This is a genomic window from Streptomyces sp. NBC_01268 (assembly GCF_036240795.1).
In the GTDB taxonomy this organism is placed as follows: Bacteria; Actinomycetota; Actinomycetes; order Streptomycetales; family Streptomycetaceae; genus Streptomyces.
Genome location: NZ_CP108454.1, coordinates 5,048,598 through 5,067,706, shown reverse-complemented (window position 1 = coordinate 5,067,706; position 19,109 = coordinate 5,048,598). Strand labels below are relative to the sequence as shown.

Genomic DNA, 19,109 nt, shown 5'->3' with positions numbered 1-19,109 from the left:
TCCGGCTGCGGCTCAGATCAGGCCGAGCTCGCGGACCGCGTCGCGCTCCTCGACGAGCTCCTTGACGGAGGCGTCGATGCGGGTGCGGGAGAACTCGTTGATGTCCAGGCCCTGGACGATCTCGTACTGGCCGTCCTTGCAGGTGACGGGGAAGGAGGAGATCAGGCCCTCCGGGACGCCGTAGGAGCCGTCCGACGGGACGCCCATGGAGGTCCAGTCGCCCTCGGCGGTGCCGTTGACCCAGGTGTGGACGTGGTCGATGGCGGCGTTGGCGGCCGAGGCGGCCGAGGACGCGCCACGGGCGTCGATGATCGCGGCGCCGCGCTTGGCGACGGTCGGGATGAAGGTGTCGCCCAGCCAGGCCTCGTCGTTGACCAGCTTGGCGGCGTTCTCGCCGGCGATCTCCGCGTGGAAGATGTCCGGGTACTGCGTCGCGGAGTGGTTGCCCCAGATGGTGAGGCGCTTGATGTCCTCGACGGAGGAGCCGGTCTTCTGGGCCAGCTGCGTCAGGGCGCGGTTGTGGTCCAGGCGGGTCATCGCGGTGAAGCGCTCGGCCGGGACGCCCTTGGCGGCCGACTGGGCGATCAGGGCGTTGGTGTTGGCCGGGTTGCCGACGACCAGGATCTTGATGTCGTCGGCGGCGTGCGCGGCGATGGCCTCGCCCTGCGGCTTGAAGATGCCGCCGTTGGCGGCGAGCAGGTCGCCGCGCTCCATGCCCGGGCCGCGGGGACGCGCGCCGACGAGCAGGCCGATGTTGGCGCCCTCGAAGCCCTCGTTCGGGTTGTCGAAGATGTCGATGCCCTTGAGCAGCGGGAAGGCGCAGTCGTCGAGCTCCATGGCGGTGCCCTCGGCGGCCTTGACGCCCTGCGGGATCTCCAGGAGGCGGAGCTTGACCGGCACGTCCGCGCCGAGCAGGTGGCCGGAGGCGATGCGGAAGAGCAGCGCGTAGCCGATCTGGCCGGCCGCGCCGGTCACGGTGACATTCACGGGAGTGCGGGTCATGGCGATCTCCGTAAGACAGCTGGCGGTGGGGGGTCCCTGCCCCGGGTGCGGGATACCCCTCTTGATCGATCCTTGTCTCGACGTGAAGAGATATCCGTCGGTCAGGCTATCCGACCCGGGCCCTGCCGAATCCCCGACCCCTTGTGGGACGGCTCACTGCCACCCAGGTACCGGAACGGTCACTTCCGTGCCACAAGGGCCCGGCAGCCCTTGAACGGTGTTGGCACGTACATGACCCTTGATCGCAGCGGCGCCCGTCCTCCCTCGGGGGAGAGGACGGGCGCCGCGATGCGTGCGGAGGGCGGGACCGCTAGGTCACCGTGAGGTGGAGGACGTCCTCCAGGAACGGGATCTTCAGCCAGGGCTGCGGCTGCACCATGAGCGCGAGCAGCACGATCAGGGCGCCTATCACCCCGTACGTGATCATGTCGGTGAAGCGCGAGCGGACCGCCAGCATGCCCACTGACGGCAGCGTGCGCCGCAGCACCGCACCGGTCAGCAGCGCGGCGCCGACGAGCAGCGTGCCGACCCGGAACGCCTGCGGGAACAGGTCGGTGCCCACGATCAGCAGCCCGAGCGCGGCCAGCCCGAGCACGGTCAGCAGCGGCCACTGCCGCGCGGGCGCCGAGGCGTCCCCGGGCGCCGCCCGGCCGCCGCCCTCGGGGCGCACGGTCCCGGTGGTGAGCGTCGCGCGGGGGTGGCGGCGGGAGACCGGCGCGGAGCCCTCGGGCGCGTCGCCGTCGTCCCTGGCGTCGCCGGGCGTGTCGCCGTCGGGCCACGGACCGGCGGACGCGGTCTCGCCGGACGCGGAGCCGTCGGACGCGGACGGGGTCTCCCCCGCCGGAGGCGCGTCCGGCCCGGGAGCGTCCGCCGAGGGCGCGGTCAGCGGGTCCGCTGCCCCGGTCGGCTCCTTCGGGGTGCCGGAGGGCGGCACGGTCAGAGCACCCCGGCCGCGCGCTCGGCGGCCTCGACGACGTTGACGAGGAGCTGGGCGCGGGTCATCGGGCCGACGCCGCCGGGGTTCGGCGAGATCCAGCCGGCGACCTCGGCGACACCGGGGTCGACGTCGCCGAGGATCTTGCCCTCGCCGTTGCGCGAGACGCCGACGTCGAGGACGGCGGCTCCCGGCTTCACGTCCTCCGGCCTGATCAGGTGGGGCACGCCGGCCGCGGCGACGATGATGTCGGCCCGGCGCAGGTGCGCGGAGAGGTCGCGGGTGCCGGTGTGGCACTGGGTGACCGTCGCGTTCTCGGAGCGGCGGGTCAGCAGCAGCGGCATCGGGCGCCCGATGGTGACGCCACGGCCGACGACCACGACCTCGGCGCCGTTGATCTCCACCCCGTGCTCGCGCAGCAGCCGGACGATGCCGTACGGGGTGCAGGGCAGCGGGGCGGGCTCGTTGAGGACCAGCCGGCCGAGGTTGGTCGGGTGCAGGCCGTCGGCGTCCTTGGCCGGGTCCATCAGCTCCAGGATGCGGTTCTCGTCGATGCCCTTGGGCAGCGGCAGCTGGACGATGTAGCCCGTGCAGTCGGGGTCCTCGTTGAGCTCCCGGACGACGGCCTCGATCTCCTCCTGGGTGGCGGTGGCGGGCAGTTCGCGCTGGATGGACGCGATGCCGACCTGGGCGCAGTCGCGGTGCTTGCCGGCGACGTACTTCTGGCTGCCCGGGTCGTCGCCGACCAGGACGGTGCCGAGACCGGGCGTGACGCCCCGCTCCTTGAGGGCCGCCACACGGGCGGTCAGATCGGACTTGATCGCGGCTGCGGTGGCCTTGCCGTCGAGAATCTGGGCGCTCATGCGGCCATCCTCCCGGATGACCCCCCGCAGTTTCCAATTCGGAACGGATGGTTGCACTTGCACAACTCCGCTGCGTATCGACTGGACAAGCAGTCGCCGCATTGACGACGATGATCCGCGCAGTGCCGCGGGCAGTGCCGGGGGGCAAAACCGCTCATATGTGGTGAAACACGTGGTGCAACTTCCTCCGCGCGGACCGCGTCGTCCCCGCACGACTTCCTCGGAGGAACCCCTCGATGAGCTTCGGCGAACCGAACAACCCTTACGGCCAGCAGCCCCAGGGCGGCCAGCAGCCCGGCTACGGCTACCCGCAGCAGACCCCCCAGGGCGTCCCGCCGCAGCAGGGCTACGGCTACCCGGCGGCCCCGCCGGTCAACCAGTACGGCGGCTTCCCGGCCGGCCCGACGGAGATGCCGGGCGGGGTGAAGGCGGCCCGCGTGATGCTGTGGATCATCGGCGGCCTCAACCTGCTGGGCGGCCTCGGCGCCATCGTCTTCTCCTTCGCGCTCAACAGCGAGCTGGAGAAGTCCGGCGCGTCCACCGCGGACGCCGAGGCGTTCGCGGACCTGGGCCAGGGCCTGATGATCGGCGTCGGCATCTTCTCGATCATCTTCGCCGTCCTCGGCATGGTCCTCGCCGCCAAGTTCAAGTCCGGCGGCAACGGCGTGCGCATCTGCTCCATCGTGTACGCGGCCTTCATCGTGCTGTTCAGCATCTTCTCGCTGCCGCTGGGCGTCGTCAGCCTCGCGCTGGGCGTCATCATCATCGTGATGTGCGCCAAGGGCGACGGCTCGGCCTGGTTCAACCGCCAGCGCCAGCAGTACTGATCCACGGCCGTACGGATCCCCGTACGGCGAAGGGGCCCGGTTCCGTCCTGGAACCGGGCCCCTTCCGCGTACGGGGGGGGGCGGCTAGCCCCGCTTCAGGACCACGAACTGCCCCGACTGCGCGGCGATCGCGTAGCGCGCCTCCGGGTGGAGCTGGGAGGCCAGCCGGACCGGGTCGGTGACGGGCTGGGACCAGCCGGAGTCGAGGTCGAGGGCGAGGTAGTCGGGGCTGACGCCGGTCGCGCCGCCGACCCAGTAGACCTGGTGGTCCGCGGTGAGGTGCGCCATGAGCGTCACGTTCGTCTCGACGCTGGCCCCCTCCGGCACCGCGGCCACCGCGCGGCGCGCGTCCAGGGTGCGGGCGTCGGTGCGGTAGGTCTCGGAGCGGAGCAGCTCGCGCAGCGGCAGGTCCAGGGCGTGCACGACGGCTATCGCGGTGACGACGGGGACGACGACCCTCCCGTACGCGACGAGCCAGGGGCGCGGCGAGGTGCGGACCGCACGGACGGCGTCGACCAGGGCGAGGAAGACGACCGGCATGAGGATGGCGCTGTAGTGCCAGACCATGCCCCAGTGGTTGGGGTCCTGGGAGAGGAAGCGCCAGGCGAGGGTCGGCAGGACGATCAGCATCAGCGGGGAGCGCAGGGCGAGGAAGCCGGTGATGCCGACGAGGAAGAAGACCATCTCCCACTTGTCGCCGGGCCCGAAGGCGCCGAGGACCGAGTCGAGGAGGGAGACGTCCGCGCCCTCGCCGGTCTTCTCGATCTTGGCCCAGTAGTCGTACTGGCCGACCTTGCTGGCGGCCGGGATGAGGACGAGCACGGTGAGCGCGAAGAACGCCACCCCGAAACCGGCCAGTGCGGCGCCGAGCCGCTTCCGACCCTTCACGAAGAGGACCGCGCCGACCATGGCGACGGTGAGCCCCATGTCCTCCTTGACGAGGACGAGCGGCGCCGCCCAGGCCGCCGCGGCGGTCCAGCGCCCGAGGAGCAGGGCCCGGCAGGTGAGGGCGAGCAGCGGGACGGCGAAGGCGATCTCGTGGAAGTCGGACTTGACGGCCTCCTGGAGGCCCCAGGAGAGGCCGTAGGCCACGGTGAGACCGATGCCGGCCGCCCGGCTGCCGAGCACCTGCTGGGCGGTGCGGCCGACGACGGCGGCGGAGACGGCGAAGAGCGCCGCCTGCGCGAAGAGCAGGGCGAGGGGGGAGGACCAGACCCAGTAGAGCGGTGCGAGGAGCGCGGTCACCGGGCTGAAGTGGTCCCCGAGTATGAGGAAGCCGGGGCCCTTGATGTCGACGATCGGGGCGCGCAGCTCGGCGTAGGCCCGGACCGACTGCTCGAAGATCCCGAGGTCCCAGGACGGGTTGCGGAACTGCGTGTACTGGACCCAGGAGTACAGGAAGTAGAGCGCGCACAGCACGCCCGCGAGGATCGCGTACGGGCGCAGGGGCGCCACCGCGAGCCCGCCCGGCGGTGCGCCGCCCGCCTCGGGGGCGGAGGTCTCCGCCAGGGATCCGTTCCGGACATCCAACACCGCGCCCCCAGGGACCGCCGACAAAAGAGCAACCCATTAGACCAGAGCCACCCGAAAGATGATCCGATGTGACGGACATCACATTGACGTGATGGGATGGCACCGATCTCGTCGCCTGTCAGTGCCTGTCAGCGCCTGTCAGCGCCTGTCAGTGGATTCCGAACGGCACAGCAAGGGCCCGCCGGTACGCGACGCGTACCGGCGGGCCCTCGGTGCTCACTGCTCAGCGCTCAGCGCTCAGTGCTCAGTGGAAGAAGTGGCGCGTCCCCGTGAAGTACATCGTCACGCCGGCCTTCGCCGCCGCCTCGACGACCAGCTCGTCGCGGACCGAACCGCCCGGCTGCACGACCGCCTTCACGCCCGCGGCGGTCAGGATCTCCAGGCCGTCCGGGAAGGGGAAGAACGCGTCGGAGGCGGCGTACGAGCCGCGTGCGCGCTCCTCGCCGGCCCGCTCGACGGCCAGCTTCGCGGAGTCGACGCGGTTGACCTGACCCATGCCGACGCCGACCGAGGCGCCGCCCTTGGCGAGCAGGATCGCGTTGGACTTGACCGCGCGGCAGGCCTTCCAGGCGAAGGCGAGCTCGCCGAGCTCCTCGGCGGAGAGCGCGTCGCCGGTGGCGAGGGTCCAGTGCGCCGGGTCGTCGCCCTCGGCCTGCAGCCGGTCGGTGACCTGGAGCAGGGCACCGCCGTCGACGGGCTTGACCTCGACCGGGTTGGCCGGGGCGCCTTCGGCGCGCAGCACGCGGATGTTCTTCTTCTTGGCCAGGACCTCGACCGCGCCGTCCTCGTACGCCGGGGCGACGATGACCTCGGTGAAGATCTCGGCGACCTGCTCGGCCATCGCGACCGACACCGGGCGGTTGACGGCGATGACGCCGCCGAACGCGGAGAGCGGGTCGCAGGCGTGCGCCTTGCGGTGCGCCTCCGCCACGTCCGCGCCGATCGCGATGCCGCACGGGTTGGCGTGCTTGATGATCGCGACGCACGGCTCGGCGTGGTCGTACGCGGCCCGGCGCGCGGCGTCGGTGTCCGTGTAGTTGTTGTAGGACATCTCCTTGCCGTGCAGCTGCTCGGCCTCGGCGAGGCCGCCCGTGCCGTCGACGTAGAGCGCGGCGCCCTGGTGCGGGTTCTCGCCGTAGCGCAGGACGTTCTTGCGCGTGTAGGTGGCGCCCAGGAAGTCGGGGAAGCCGCTGTCGTCCGCCGCGGCCCCGTACTCGACGGCGTCGGCGAACCAGGAGGCCACGGCCACGTCGTACGCGGCGGTGTGCTGGAAGGCCTGGGCGGCGAAGCGCTTGCGCTGCGCCAGCGTGAAGCCGCCCTCCTTGACCGCGTCGAGGACCGCGCCGTAGGCGCCGGGCTCGGTGACGATGGCCACGGACGGGTGGTTCTTGGCGGCGGCGCGGACCATGGAGGGGCCGCCGATGTCGATCTGCTCGACGCACTCGTCCGCGGTGGCGCCGGACGCGACGGTCTCGCGGAACGGGTACAGGTTCACGACGACCAGGTCGAAGGGCTCGACGCCCAGCTCGGCCAGCTGCTCGCGGTGCGACTCCAGGCGCAGGTCGGCCAGGATGCCGGCGTGCACGCGCGGGTGGAGGGTCTTGACGCGGCCGTCCAGGCACTCGGGGAAGCCGGTGAGCTCCTCGACCTTGGTGACCGGGACGCCGGCCGCCGCGATCTTCGAGGCGGTGGAGCCGGTGGAGACGAGCTCGACCCCGGCCTCGTGCAGTCCGCGGGCCAGCTCTTCGAGCCCCGTCTTGTCGTAGACGCTGACCAGCGCGCGGCGGATGGGCTTAACGGTGTCGTTCACCGACATGAACCTTTCGTCCCTCAATGCTGTAGCCGTTGCGGGCGAGGCGCCCCACGACCTCGACGAGCAGCGAGCGCTCGACGTCCTTGATGCGCTCGTGGAGCGCGGCCTCATCGTCCTCGTCCCGCACCTCGACCACGCCCTGGGCGATGATCGGGCCGGTGTCGACGCCGTCGTCGACGAAGTGGACGGTGCATCCGGTGACCTTCGCCCCGTAGGCGAGGGCGTCGCGCACCCCATGGGCACCGGGAAAACTGGGGAGCAGCGCCGGGTGGGTGTTGACCACGCGGCCGCCGAAGCGGGCGAGGAACTCCTTGCCGACGATCTTCATGAATCCGGCCGAGACGACGAGGTCCGGCTCGTGGGCGGCGGTGGCCTCGGTGAGCGCACGGTCCCACTCCTCGCGGGTGCCGTGGTCCTTGACCCGGCAGACGAAGGTGGGCAGCCCGGCCCGCTCGGCCCGCTCCAGGCCGGCGATCCCGTCGCGGTCGGCCCCGACGGCGACGACCTCGGCGCCGTACCCCTCGGGGTCGGCGGCGATGGCGTCGAGCAGGGCCTGAAGGTTCGTGCCGGAGCCGGAGACCAGGACGACGAGGCGGGCGGCAGCCACTGGGTCACTCTTTCCGTGGTGTTTGTGCGGTCGTACGAACGAATCGCATCCCGCGATACGGGGAACCCTACGAAGGGCTCGGCCGTCAGCAACGATACCGGCACACCGGACGGCCCCCACGGGACGGGGGCGGGGCCGGGGGGTAGCGTCAAGGTCCGACGACACGCCACAGCCACGCCACAGCAGGCCACACCCGCGCACGACAGACAGAGGGAAGACGTCCAGCACATGCCGGATCGCCAGTCCACGAACGACAACAACCCGTTCGCGCCGCCGCCGGAGGGGCAGCCGGACCAGCCGTGGCAGCCGCGGCGCCCCGAGGGCTCCGACCACGCCGACGGCCCGGCGGACGGTCCGACGTCGGGTCCGACGTCCGGTCCGGGCTGGAGCAGCAGCCAGCCCGGGCGTTCCTCCGACGGCTGGGGCCGACGCCCGGAGCAGCCCTCGGGCGGGCAGGGCGGCGGACCGGGCGGGCCCGAGGGCGGCCAGGGCCCCGGCCTGCGCTGGGATCCGACCGACCCGGCGCAGCGGCGGGCGCGGTACGCGGTGCTCTCGGGCATGTGGGCGTTCTTCTTCGCGATCTTCAACATCCCGGAGCTGGCCCTGCTGCTCGGCGCCCTCGGCCTGTACTGGGCGATCAGCGCCCTGCGCGCGCGGGTGAAGGCGCCGGAGGGCATCGACGGCCCGCCGACGCCCGTCCAGGTCGCGGCGGCCGCCGGAGCGGCCCGCTCGAAGCGGACCTCGGCGATCAGCGGCCTGGTCGCGTCCGCGGTGGCCCTGGCGATCGTCGCGAGCGGCTTCGCGATGCACCTCGTCTACCGGGACTTCTACGAGTGCCGCGACGACGCCCTGACCACGCAGGCCCAGCTGGCCTGCAACGACCTGCTGCCGAAGCCGCTGCAGGACACCTTCGGAGTGCGCGAGTAGGAGCAGTGAGCCAGAGGAGCCGGCTGCGGGAGTAGGGGGAGGGGAGTGGGTCAGGGGCCCTGCTCCGGGCCCTGCTCCGGGCCCTGCTCCGGGCCCTGCTCCGGGCCTTGGTCCTGCTCCCGGTCCTGGTCCTGCTCCCGGTCCCGGTCCCGGTCCCGCCCCTGGCTCCGGGGCTCCGCCGGCGGTTCCCACGCGGCGGGCAGGAAGCCGTACGCGTCGTCGCCCGTGCCCTCGTCGAGGTCGTCGAGGGCTTCCAGCGCGTCCAGGGCCGCGAGCGCGCCCGGCGGGGCCGCGCCGGGCGTGCCCGCGGCGGAGCGGGTGGCGTCGGCGGGGCCCGCGGGGTCGTCGGACCCGGCGCCCTTGCCGGTGCCCCGGGGGTCCTGCACCGCCTCGGCCGGTCCGGGAAGGGGCAGCGGCAGGAGGGCCAGGACCGCCGCTCCGGCCGCGACCGGTACGCCCTTGGCCGCCGCCAGGGCCGCCGCTCCCCGCCCGCGGCCGCGCAGGCCCCAGGACCGTACGGCCAGCGCCGTCGGAACGCCGAGCGCCGACCCCCACAGCACCGCCGCCGCGCCCGCCTCCCACCACACCGGGCCGAAGGAGGCGAGCCGCCCCGTGCCGAGCGGGCCTCCGGCCGCAGCCGCGAGCAGCGCCACCGCCACCCCGCACGCCCACGAGGCGACGAGCGCGGCCCGGACCGCCTCGCGGACCGGCCAGGCACGGGCCGCCCGGCCCACCCGGTGCCCGAGCAGCAGCGTGGCGGCGACCGGGACCACCGCGGCCGTCCAGTGCAGCCACATGCCCCGGCCCTCGGCGGGCAGCGCGGCGAGCAGCGGGAAGTCGGGCACGGCGGGGGTGCCGGCGAAGCCGAGCGGGGTGACCAGCGCACCCGTACCGACGGAGAAGCCGGGGCCGAGGCCGTACGCCATGCCCCACACGACCGCGTTCGGCAACAGCGCCAGGACGAGCAGCAGGACGGCCGCCCGCCCCGACCACTCCCCCGCGAGACCGTCCAGGGAGACCCGGGCGTCGCCGACGTGCCAGAGCAGCGAGACGGCCGCGAGCGCCGCGCCGCCGCACAGCAGGACGGCCAGCGCGAGTCCCGCGGAACGCAGGGCCACGACGGTCTCCACCCGGCCCGGCAGCGGCCTGCCGTGCGCCGTCCAGGCGCCCGCCGAGGCGGCGGCCACCACGGACAGGGGCGTCCAGACTCCGGTGGCGAGCAGGTCGGCGGGCAGCGTCCCGCTCTCCGTGTAGACCACGACTACGGCCGCGACCAGCAGATATCCCCCCGACACGGCGGCCACGGCCCCCGCGGTGGAAGGAGCCGGGCGCCCGTCGCCGGCGTCCAGCGTGTCCCGGGCGGCCCGGTGCGCGAGCCACAGCGGGAGGGCCGTGAGCAGCAGCGGGGTGACGCCGAGGGGGGAGGCGACCCCGCTCGTCGTGCCGGTGCGGAGCAGGTCGGCTCCGTGGGCCAGCAGCCAGAGGCCGGCGGCGGTGTGCAGGGCCCCGCCGGGGCCGCTGTCCGGGAACGGGGAGGCGATCCAGGCCGCCGTCACGAGGACGGCGAGCGCGCCGAGCCCGAGGCCCGCCGCGACCCCGCCGCGCACGAAAGCCGTGGCCAGGGCGGCGGTACGGGCTCCCTGGACCGGGGCGTCGGGTGACAACGGCGGGTGGTGCTCGGTCACTTGCGTCACGGGGCCCATGCTGCCAGCGACACGCGGTTTGCCCGCGTAACAGGCGAATGGCCGTTGTGTCGCTCAAGATACGTTTATGTACTTTTCGGCCCAGAGCTGCACCGGCTGATCGCGGGAGGTCGACACCGATGAGCCCCACGAGCCCGACCGTCTCGCTGCCCTCCCCCAAGGAGCAGCGACGCCTCCGCGAGGCCCTCTCCTTGAGCGAGGAGCAGGTCGCGGAGGCCATGGGCGTCACCCGCGCCACCGTCCGCTCCTGGGAGACCGGCCGCAGCGCCCCCAGGGGACGCAAACGCGAGGCGTACGCGAAGCTGCTCGGCGTGTACGAGGAGCCCACCGCGCCCCGTACGGAGAAGCCCGCCCGGCCGGCCCCCGCCGCCACCCGCCCCCGCCCGGCCGCCAAGGGCCCGGCCCGGCCGCCCAAGTCACCGGCCCCGGCTCCGGCGGCCGCGGCGAAGGCCCCGGCGCCGACGGCGCAGGCGGCACCCGCCGCACAGCCGGTCACCTCTCGCCAGGCCCCCCGCGTCACCCGGACGGCCCCCGAGGTCCCCGCGTCCCACCAGGAGCGGCTGAAACCGGCCGCGGAGCCCGCCGGGGCGGCGGTGGCCGAGACCCCGGACCCCGACGCACCGCTCGGCGTCGAGCCGCTCGGCGTCGGTGCGCTCGGCGCCGAACCCCTCGTCGTCGAGCCCGGGCTCACGCCCGAGCAGGCCTTCGACGCGCTGTACGCGTACGCCGCGCCCGGCCTCGTGCACCAGACCTACCTGCTCACCGGGCGCCGCAGCCTCTCCCGCGAGTCCGTCGAGCAGGCCTTTCACCACGCCTGGCAGCACTGGCCCGAGGTCGCCGTCGACCGGGACCCGGTCGGCTGGGTGCGCGCCGCCGCGTACGAGTACGCGCTCTCCCCGTGGCACCGCTTCCGGCGCCGCCACCGGCACCCGGACTCCGCACCCACCGAGGCCTCCCGGCGCGCCCTGCTCATGGCGCTCCTGGAGCTGCCGGCCCCGTACCGCCGGACCGTCCTGCTCTACGACGGGCTCGGCCTCGACCTGCCCGAGACGGCGGCGGAGACCGAGGCCAGCACCCCGGCGGCCGGGAACCGGCTGCTGCACGCCCGTACCGTCATCGGGCAGCGGGTCCCCGGTCTGGCCGACCCCGAGGCCCTGCAGCGACGGTTGAGCGCCCTCGTCGCGGAGGCGCCGACGGCGACCCTGCCCGCGGCGCGCAGCGTGCGCAGCGGCAGCGAGCGCCGGTCCCGGCTGCTGACCAGGGCCGTCTTCGGGGTGACGGCGGCGCTGATCTGCGCCACGGCCTTCACCGTGTCGACCGCGCCGACCCGCTACATCCCGGTGAACGCGCCCGGCGAGGTCGTCGAGGGCGTCCCGGTCCGCGGCGGCCCGCAGAAGCTGGGCCCGGAGGACAGGGAGCTGCGGGACCGGCTGCGGTCCGAGCCGAACCCCGGCCCGGAGCGCCTGATCCCCCGAGCGGAGTAACGCCGCGCGAGAACGAGCGGGCCCCGCCCCCACCCGGTCTCCCGGGAGGGGCGGGGCCCGCTCGCGTACGGTCGGCTCGGCCGGACCGGCCGCCTACCGCTGTGCCTGGATTCAGCCCGCGAGGATCGCGCGCGCCAGCTTGGCCGTCTCGGTCGGGGTCTTGCCGACCTTGACGCCCGCGGCCTCCAGGGCCTCCTTCTTCGCCTGGGCGGTGCCGGAGGAGCCGGAGACGATGGCGCCGGCGTGGCCCATGGTCTTGCCCTCGGGCGCGGTGAAGCCCGCGACGTAGCCGACGACCGGCTTGGTGACGTTGGCCTTGATGAAGTCGGCCGCACGCTCCTCGGCGTCGCCGCCGATCTCGCCGATCATGACGATCAGGTCGGTGTCCGGGTCGGCCTCGAAGGCCGCCAGGGCGTCGATGTGCGTGGTGCCGATGACCGGGTCGCCACCGATGCCGACGGCGGAGGAGAAGCCGAGGTCACGGAGCTCGTACATCATCTGGTACGTCAGCGTGCCGGACTTCGAGACCAGGCCGATGCGGCCCGGCTTCGTGATGTCGCCCGGGATGATGCCGGCGTTGGACTGGCCCGGGGTGATGAGACCGGGGCAGTTCGGGCCGATGAGGCGGGTCTTGTTGCCCTTCTCCACGGCGTACGCGTAGAACGCGGCGGAGTCGTGGACGGCGATGCCCTCGGTGATGACCACGGCGAGCGGGATCTCGGCGTCGATCGCCTCGACCACGGCGGCCTTGGCGAAGGCCGGCGGGACGAAGAGGACCGAGACGTTGGCGCCGGTCTCCTTCATCGCCTCGGCGACGGTGCCGAAGACCGGGATCTCGGTGCCGTCGAAGTCGACGGAGGTGCCGGCCTTGCGCGGGTTCACGCCACCGACGATGTTGGTGCCGTCACCCAGCATGAGCTTGGTGTGCTTCATGCCCGTGGCACCGGTCATGCCCTGGACGATGACCTTGCTGTCCTTGTTGAGGAAGATAGCCATGGCTGTGTCCTCGTCCCTTACTTCGCAGCCGCGAGCTCGGCGGCCTTGTCGGCCGCACCGTCCATGGTGTCCACGCGCTGAACCAGCGGGTGGTTGGCGTCCGACAGGATCTTGCGACCCAGCTCGGCGTTGTTGCCGTCGAGGCGCACGACCAGCGGCTTGGTGACCTCTTCGCCCTTCGAGGCGAGCAGCTCCAGGGCCTGGACGATGCCGTTGGCGACCTCGTCACAGGCGGTGATGCCACCGAAGACGTTGACGAACACGGACTTGACGTCCTCGTCGCCCAGGATGATCTCCAGGCCGTTCGCCATGACCTCGGCGGAGGCGCCGCCACCGATGTCGAGGAAGTTGGCCGGCTTCACGCCACCGTGGTTCTCACCGGCGTACGCGACGACGTCCAGGGTCGACATGACCAGGCCGGCGCCGTTGCCGATGATGCCGACGGAGCCGTCCAGCTTCACGTAGTTGAGGCCCTTGGCCTTGGCGGCAGCCTCGAGCGGGTTGGCTGCGGCCTTGTCCTCGAGCGCCTCGTGCTCGGGCTGACGGAAGTCGGCGTTCTCGTCGAGGGACACCTTGCCGTCGAGGGCCAGGATGTCGCCGGAGGCGACCTTGGCCAGCGGGTTGACCTCGACGAGGAGCGCGTCCTCGGCGACGAAGGTCTTCCACAGGGTCACGAGGACCTCGGCGACCTGCTCCGCGACCTCGGCCGGGAACTGCGCCTGGGCGACGATCTCGCGGGCCTTGACGATGTCGACGCCCTTGTTGGAGTCGACCGGCACCTTCGCCAGCTTCTCGGGGGTCTTCTCGGCGACCTCCTCGATGTCCATGCCACCGGCGACGGAGGCCATGGCGAGGAAGGTGCGGTTGGTGCGGTCGAGGAGGTACGAGACGTAGTACTCCTCGACGATCTCCGGAGCGGTCTCCGCGATCATCACCTTGTGGACCGTGTGGCCCTTGATGTCCATGCCCAGGATGTCCGTCGCGCGGGCGACGGCCTCGTCCGGGGTGGCGGCCAGCTTGACGCCGCCGGCCTTGCCGCGGCCGCCGACCTTCACCTGCGCCTTGACGACCGACTTTCCGCCAAGCCGCTCGGTGGCCTCGCGCGCCGCCTCAGGCGTGTCGATGACTTCACCGGCCAGCACCGGTACACCGTGCTTGGCGAAGAGGTCCCTCGCCTGGTACTCGAACAGGTCCACGCGCGTCCCTTTTCTAGATGATCGCGGTTCGTTGTCTGCGTGGGCGTGCCGCGAAGGGCAACGTGACTGCGCTGTCACTAGGGAGGCGTACACGGTGTCCGTGGACGCGGCATGTCCGTCTCGCAGGTTATCCCCGTGGGCCGTTGGTCCCTAAATCGCAGATCACAACGGAGCGGTGATACGGGTCACAGAACGTAGGGGTGGTGGGGCGTTCCGTGGAGGGGACCACGGGTGCCCCGGACGCCCTTGCGCCAGGCAGGGAGCGGGGGTTGTGGCCCTCACGGCGCGCCGGGGCGCGGGGTGAGGGGTACCGGGACGCGACTGTGATATGGACCTCAGTCGGGTCCCGGGCACCCGACCGGGTGGCGCACGCACGACGGATTCCGCACCTCCTGCCGCCCCGGTCAGGCCTCGGGTACCGGGAGCGGACGCTTCTCCAGGGCGGCGGCCATGATCTCCGGGAAGAGGTCGGGGGTGCAGGCGAAGGCGGGGGCGCCGAGCGCGGCGAGCGCGGCGGCGTGCTCCCGGTCGTAGGCGGGCGCGCCCTCGTCGGAGAGGGCGAGCAGGGACACGAACTGCACTCCGGAGGCCTTCATCGCGGCGACCCGCTTCAGCATCTCGTCGCGGATGCCCCCCTCGTAGAGGTCGCTGATGAGGACGACGACGGTGTCGGCGGGGCGGGTGATCTTCGACTGGCAGTAGGCGAGCGCCCGGTTGATGTCCGTCCCGCCGCCGAGCTGGGTGCCGAAGAGGACGTCGACGGGGTCGTCGAGCCGGTCGGTGAGGTCGACGACGGCGGTGTCGAAGACGACCAGGCGGGTGGCGATCGCGCGCATGGAGGCGAGGACGGCGCCGAAGACGGAGGCGTAGACGACGGAGGCGGCCATGGAGCCGGACTGGTCGATGCAGAGGACGACCTCCTTCTTCACCGACTGCGAGGCCCGGCCGTAGCCGACGAGGCGCTCGGGGACGACCGTGCGGTGTTCGGGGAGGTAGTTCTTGAGGTTGGCGCGGATGGTGCGGTCCCAGTCGATGTCCCGGTGGCGGGGCCGGCTGATCCGGGCCGAGCGGTCCAGCGCGCCGGTGAGGGTGGCGCGGGTGCGGGTGGCGAGCCGCTTCTCCAGGTCGTCGACGACCTTGCGGACGACGGCCCGCGCGGTGTCCTTGGTGGTCTCCGGCATCGCCTTGTTGAGGGAGAGCAGGGTGCCGACGAGGTGGACGTCCGCCTCGACGGCCTCCAGCATCTCGGGCTCCAGGAGGAGGGTGGCGAGCCCGAGCCGGTCGATCGCGTCGCGCTGCATCACCTGGACGACGGAGCCGGGGAAGTACGTCCGGATGTCGCCGAGCCAACGGGCGACGGAGGGCGCCGAGCCGCCGAGCCCGGCCGAGCGGTCGCGGCCGGTGTCCTGGTCCCCCTTCTTCCGGTCGTAGAGCGCGGTGAGGGCGCCGTCCATGGCGGCGTCGGTGCCGGTGAGGGCGTGGCCGGTGCCGTCGGCCGCGCCGCCGCCGAGGACGAGCCGCCAGCGGCGCAGGCGCTCGCCGTCCGGTTCCTGCCGGTCGGGGCTGAGGGTCATGCGGGGGCCTCCGTGCCGAGGATGAGGTGCAGCAGGGGCAGGACGCCGTCGGCGCGCTCCTGGTCGAGGGCGGTGGCGAAGCCGGGGGTCGCGGCGCCGGCCGGGGTGGGGCCGCCGGCCGCGGGGCCGCGGGCGGCGAGCTCGCCGAGGGTGCGGCGCACCCCGGGCTCGTACGCCGAGAACGTGCGCCGCAGCAGCGGCAGCACGTCGGTGAACGCGTCGGCGGGTACGGCGCCGAGCCAGCCGTCGACGAGGGCGAGCAGCCGTTCGTCGTGGACGAGGAGCAGGCCGCCGCCGGAGGCGCCCCCGACGAAGCCCTCGATCCAGGCGGCGGCGTCGGCGGGCGGGGTGCCGGGCGAGAGCGCGAGCCCCATGAGCCGGGCCGCCTCGTCCTCCCCGAGCCGCCCCTCGTCCAGCAGCAGCCGCGTGGCCCGGCCCCGCAGCACCCCGGGCACGCGCTCCCGCCCGGCGAGCCGCCGCAGGACCCCGGCCCAGCGCTCGACCAGCAGGGGGGCGGTGGGGGCGGTGAGGGCAGTGGGGGCGGTAGGGGCGGTAGGGCTGGTACGGCCGGTGGGGGGCGGCGGCTGGGAGGCGAGGGTGGCTTCGGGCTGTGCGGCGTCCGGCTCTGCCTCGCCCAGCCTTGCGTCGCCCGGCTCCGCGGCGTCCGGCTCCGTGTCGCCCCGCTCCGCGGCGTCCGGTCGGGGCCCCTCCGGGAGGAGGGCGATCGCCGTGTGGACGGCGTCCAGGCGGGCGCGCATCTCGGTGGCCGCGTCCGTGTCGAGGCCGGAGCAGGCCGGCGGGAGGCCGACGCATATGCGTTCGGCGAGTCCGGCGGCGACCTCGCGCAGGGCGGTGGTGTCGGTGGCGCGTACGTCGCCGTAGCGGAGGGAGCGGGCGAGGGCGGGCAGGGCCTGGGCGAGGTGGGCGACGTCGCTGTCGAGCGCGGCGCGGTCGGCGAGCGCCGCGAGGACGGCGGGCAGGGCCTCGGTGAGCCCGGCGAGGAGGCACTGCTCGGCGAGGGCGGTGAGCGCGGCGAGGTCCCGCGCGGCCACGGCGCGGGCCTCGGCCCTCGCGGTGGCCGCGGCCTCGACGGTGGTGCCCCACACGCCCGCCTCGGCGACCTGCACGTGCAGCTCCGGCTCCCAGCGCAGCCGCCAGCTCTCCCGGAAGGTGCCGGTGGAGGCGCGCCCGGCGGCGGGCGCTCCCCAGTCGACGCCGAGCAGCCTGAGCCGGTGGAGCAGCCGGCTGCGGGCGGCGTCGTTGTCCTTGCGGAGGTCGAGCTCCAGCTCGCGCGGCTCGGCCTCGGGCTTGAGGCGCAGGCCGCGCTGGAGCCGGGCGAGGTCGCGCTGGAGCGGCACGGCGGGGGCGCCGTCCGGGACGCCGCCGAGGACGTCGCCGACGACGAGCCGGTCGCGGACCAGGTCGAGGGGGACGTCGGAGCCGTCGCACATCACGGCCCGGACGGCGTCGGTGGTCTCGCCGAGCCCGGCGAGCGGGCGCCCGCGCATCGCGGCGAGGGTGTCGGCGAGCCGGACGGCCTCGATGACATGGGCGGAGGAGACCGCCAGGTCCTCGGCCCGGAGCAGGCCGGCGACCTTGGTCATCCACCGTTCGAGCGGGCGGTCGGGGGCGGTGAACAGGTGCGCGTACCAGCCGGGCGCGTCGATGCCCGCGCCGTAGCCGGAGCGCCGGGCGAGCCGGCGGTGGGTCCAGGGCACCCAGGTCAGCTCGGTCCTGACCTTGGGCAGTCCCTTGAGGAGGGCCCGGTCGGCGGTGACGGTGGTCGCGCGGCGCAGCGCGGGCACGTGCCAGGCGCCGCAGACGACGGCGAGGTCGTCGCCGAACTCCTTCCGCGCGGCGCGCAGGCGCAGCCGCATGTGGGCCTCGCGCACCAGGTCGCGCGGGTGTCCGCCGTGTCCGTACGCCTCGCGCAGGGCGCCCATGGCCTCGGCGAGGGCCTCGAAGGGGGCGAAGGGGTCGGTGCTGCCGCGCAGTTCGACCACGTCCTCCCACCAGCGCTCGGCGTCGTCGTATCCGGCGGCGCGGGCGAGCTCGGCGACGGGGTCGACGCGCGGTCCCCGGCCCCTGCCGTCCTCGTCGGGGGCCGGTTCGGGCGCGGCGAGGGTGTGGGCGGCGGGCAGGTCGACGAAGCGGACCTCGGCGCCGTGGTCGAGGGCCCAGCGCAGGGCGACCCACTCGGGCGAGAACTCGGCCATCGGCCAGAACGCCGCGCGTCCCGGGTCGTCGACGGCGTGCGCGAGCAGCGCGACGGGCGGCCGCATCCCCTCGTCGGCGGCGAGCGCGACGAGGGTGTCGGCCTCGGGCGGTCCCTCGATCAGGACGGCTTTGGGCCGCCCGGCGTCCAGGGCGGCGGCCACGGCCCGCGCGGAACCGGGCCCGTGGTGCCGCACCCCGAGCAGCAGGGGCCCGGGGGCGGGCCCCGCCGGGGCGTCGGGTCGGGTCACGCCGTCACCTCGCGGCAGGCGCGGTAGAAGTCCTTCCAGCCGTCTCTCTCGCGGACGACCGTCTCCAGGTACTCCTGCCACACGACGCGGTCGGCGGCCGGGTCGCGGACGACGGCGCCGAGGAGGCCGGCGGCGACGTCGGCGGAGCGGAGCACGCCGTCGCCGAAGTGGGCGGCGAGGGCGAGGCCGCCGGTGACGACGGAGATCGCCTCGGCCGTGGACAAGGTCCCCGAGGGGGACTTGAGCTTGGTGCGCCCGTCGGTGGTGACCCCGTCGCGCAGTTCGCGGAAGACGGTGACGACCCGGCGGATCTCCTCGACGCCCTCGGGCACGGCGGGCAGGTCGAGGGAGCGCCCGATCTGGTCGACGCGCCGGGCGACGATGTCGACCTCGGCGTCGGGGGTGGCGGGCAGCGGCAGCACGACGGTGTTGAAGCGGCGGCGCAGGGCGCTGGACAGCTCGTTGACGCCGCGGTCGCGGTCGTTGGCGGTGGCGATGAGGTTGAACCCGCCGACGGCCTGCACCTCCTGGCCCAGCTCGGGGATCGGCAGGGTCTTCTCGGAGAGCACCGTGATGAGGGTGTCCTGCACGTCGGCCGGGATACGGGTGAGCTCCTCGACCCGGGCGGTCATGCCCTGGGCCATGGCGCGCATGACGGGGCTGGGCACGAGCGCGGCGCGGCTGGGGCCGTGGGCGAGCAGCTGGGCGTAGTTCCAGCCGTACCGGATGGCTTCCTCGGGCGTGCCGGCCGTGCCCTGGACGAGGAGGGTGGAGTCGCCGCTGACGGCCGCGGCCAGGTGCTCGGAGACCCAGGTCTTGGCGGTGCCGGGGACTCCGAGCAGGAGCAGGGCCCGGTCGGTGGCGAGGGTGGTGACGGCGACCTCGACGATGCGGCGCGGGCCGACGTACTTGGGTGTGATGACGGTGCCGTCGGGCAGCGTGCCGCCGAGGAGATAGGTGGCGACGGCCCACGGCGAGAGCCGCCAGCGGGTGGGGCGCGGCCGGTCGTCGGCGGCGGCGAGCGCGGCGAGTTCGTGGCCGAAGGCGTCCTCGGCGTGCGGCCGCAGCACCTCGCCGCCGGTGCCGTCCGCGGAGATGTCCGCGGAGATGCCCCGGGCGGTGGTCGCGGCCGTACTCACGACGGCGCTCGCGGTGGTGTCCGTGGTGGTTTCGGGCAGGGTCATG

At 73.8% G+C, this 19,109-nt stretch carries 15 protein-coding genes; 3 read left to right on the top strand and 12 right to left on the bottom strand.

Annotation, left to right across the window (positions count from 1 at the left end; all coding sequences use genetic code 11):
* Positions 1-12: 12 nt before the first annotated feature.
* The 3 genes from OG309_RS22850 to OG309_RS22840 all read right to left on the bottom strand — a co-directional run bounded on the left by OG309_RS22850 (position 13) and on the right by OG309_RS22840 (position 2,799).
* On the bottom strand, positions 13-1,002 hold the full coding sequence (locus OG309_RS22850) for a malate dehydrogenase (RefSeq protein ID WP_329423299.1): 990 nt from the start codon (positions 1,000-1,002) through the stop codon (positions 13-15).
* Positions 1,003-1,312: 310 nt separating this feature from the next.
* The gene (locus OG309_RS22845) at positions 1,313-1,936 is read right to left on the bottom strand and encodes a DUF3017 domain-containing protein (RefSeq protein WP_329423298.1); all 624 of its coding nucleotides are present in this window, start codon (positions 1,934-1,936) and stop codon (positions 1,313-1,315) included.
* Between the two features lie 2 nt (positions 1,937-1,938).
* Entirely contained in the window at positions 1,939-2,799 is an 861-nt protein-coding gene (locus OG309_RS22840) for a bifunctional methylenetetrahydrofolate dehydrogenase/methenyltetrahydrofolate cyclohydrolase (RefSeq protein ID WP_329423297.1), read from the bottom strand.
* Between the two features lie 236 nt (positions 2,800-3,035).
* Between OG309_RS22840 and OG309_RS22835 the strand changes: the two genes are divergently transcribed.
* On the top strand, positions 3,036-3,626 hold the full coding sequence (locus OG309_RS22835; RefSeq protein WP_329423296.1) for a hypothetical protein: 591 nt from the start codon (positions 3,036-3,038) through the stop codon (positions 3,624-3,626).
* A gap of 84 nt (positions 3,627-3,710) precedes the next feature.
* On the opposite strand, the gene OG309_RS22830 is transcribed toward OG309_RS22835, so the two are convergent.
* The 3 genes from OG309_RS22830 to purN all read right to left on the bottom strand — a co-directional run bounded on the left by OG309_RS22830 (position 3,711) and on the right by purN (position 7,579).
* Positions 3,711-5,159, bottom strand: coding sequence for a DUF2079 domain-containing protein (locus OG309_RS22830; RefSeq protein ID WP_402545395.1), 1,449 nt, complete (start codon positions 5,157-5,159; stop codon positions 3,711-3,713).
* A gap of 244 nt (positions 5,160-5,403) precedes the next feature.
* Entirely contained in the window at positions 5,404-6,975 is a 1,572-nt protein-coding gene (gene purH, locus OG309_RS22825; RefSeq protein WP_329423295.1) for a bifunctional phosphoribosylaminoimidazolecarboxamide formyltransferase/IMP cyclohydrolase, read from the bottom strand.
* Positions 6,953-7,579, bottom strand: a complete 627-nt coding sequence (gene purN, locus OG309_RS22820) for a phosphoribosylglycinamide formyltransferase (protein WP_329423294.1) — start codon at positions 7,577-7,579, stop codon at positions 6,953-6,955. Before purN ends, purH begins: the two co-directional genes overlap by 23 nt.
* A 228-nt stretch (positions 7,580-7,807) precedes the next feature.
* On the opposite strand from purN, the gene OG309_RS22815 reads away from it, so the two are divergent.
* Positions 7,808-8,506, top strand: coding sequence for a hypothetical protein (locus OG309_RS22815; protein ID WP_329423293.1), 699 nt, complete (start codon positions 7,808-7,810; stop codon positions 8,504-8,506).
* Between the two features lie 50 nt (positions 8,507-8,556).
* On the opposite strand, the gene OG309_RS22810 is transcribed toward OG309_RS22815, so the two are convergent.
* On the bottom strand, positions 8,557-10,200 hold the full coding sequence (locus OG309_RS22810) for a cell division protein PerM (protein ID WP_329423292.1): 1,644 nt from the start codon (positions 10,198-10,200) through the stop codon (positions 8,557-8,559).
* Positions 10,201-10,328: 128 nt separating this feature from the next.
* Here OG309_RS22810 and OG309_RS22805 point away from each other — a divergent pair, with 128 nt between their 5' ends.
* Positions 10,329-11,693, top strand: coding sequence for a sigma factor-like helix-turn-helix DNA-binding protein (locus OG309_RS22805; RefSeq protein ID WP_329423291.1), 1,365 nt, complete (start codon positions 10,329-10,331; stop codon positions 11,691-11,693).
* Between the two features lie 111 nt (positions 11,694-11,804).
* Here the strand turns inward: OG309_RS22805 and sucD are convergent, their stop codons facing one another.
* The 5 genes from sucD to OG309_RS22780 all read right to left on the bottom strand — a co-directional run bounded on the left by sucD (position 11,805) and on the right by OG309_RS22780 (position 19,108).
* Complete coding sequence (gene sucD, locus OG309_RS22800; RefSeq protein WP_329423290.1) at positions 11,805-12,689, bottom strand: succinate--CoA ligase subunit alpha; 885 nt, start codon at positions 12,687-12,689, stop codon at positions 11,805-11,807.
* Between the two features lie 17 nt (positions 12,690-12,706).
* Positions 12,707-13,885: an ADP-forming succinate--CoA ligase subunit beta gene (gene sucC, locus OG309_RS22795; RefSeq protein ID WP_329423289.1), complete on the bottom strand. Its 1,179-nt coding sequence runs from the start codon at positions 13,883-13,885 to the stop codon at positions 12,707-12,709.
* A 404-nt stretch (positions 13,886-14,289) separates the two neighbouring features.
* Positions 14,290-15,459 carry a VWA domain-containing protein gene (locus OG309_RS22790; protein ID WP_329423288.1) on the bottom strand — a complete coding sequence of 390 codons (1,170 nt, stop codon included), beginning with the start codon at positions 15,457-15,459 and terminating at the stop codon, positions 14,290-14,292.
* On the bottom strand, positions 15,456-17,924 hold the full coding sequence (locus tag OG309_RS22785) for a DUF5682 family protein (protein WP_329423287.1): 2,469 nt from the start codon (positions 17,922-17,924) through the stop codon (positions 15,456-15,458). The genes OG309_RS22790 and OG309_RS22785 overlap by 4 nt, the downstream gene beginning before the upstream one ends.
* Entirely contained in the window at positions 17,921-19,108 is a 1,188-nt protein-coding gene (locus OG309_RS22780) for an ATP-binding protein (RefSeq protein ID WP_329423286.1), read from the bottom strand. The genes OG309_RS22785 and OG309_RS22780 overlap by 4 nt, the downstream gene beginning before the upstream one ends.
* Between the last annotated feature and the right edge of the window lies 1 nt (position 19,109).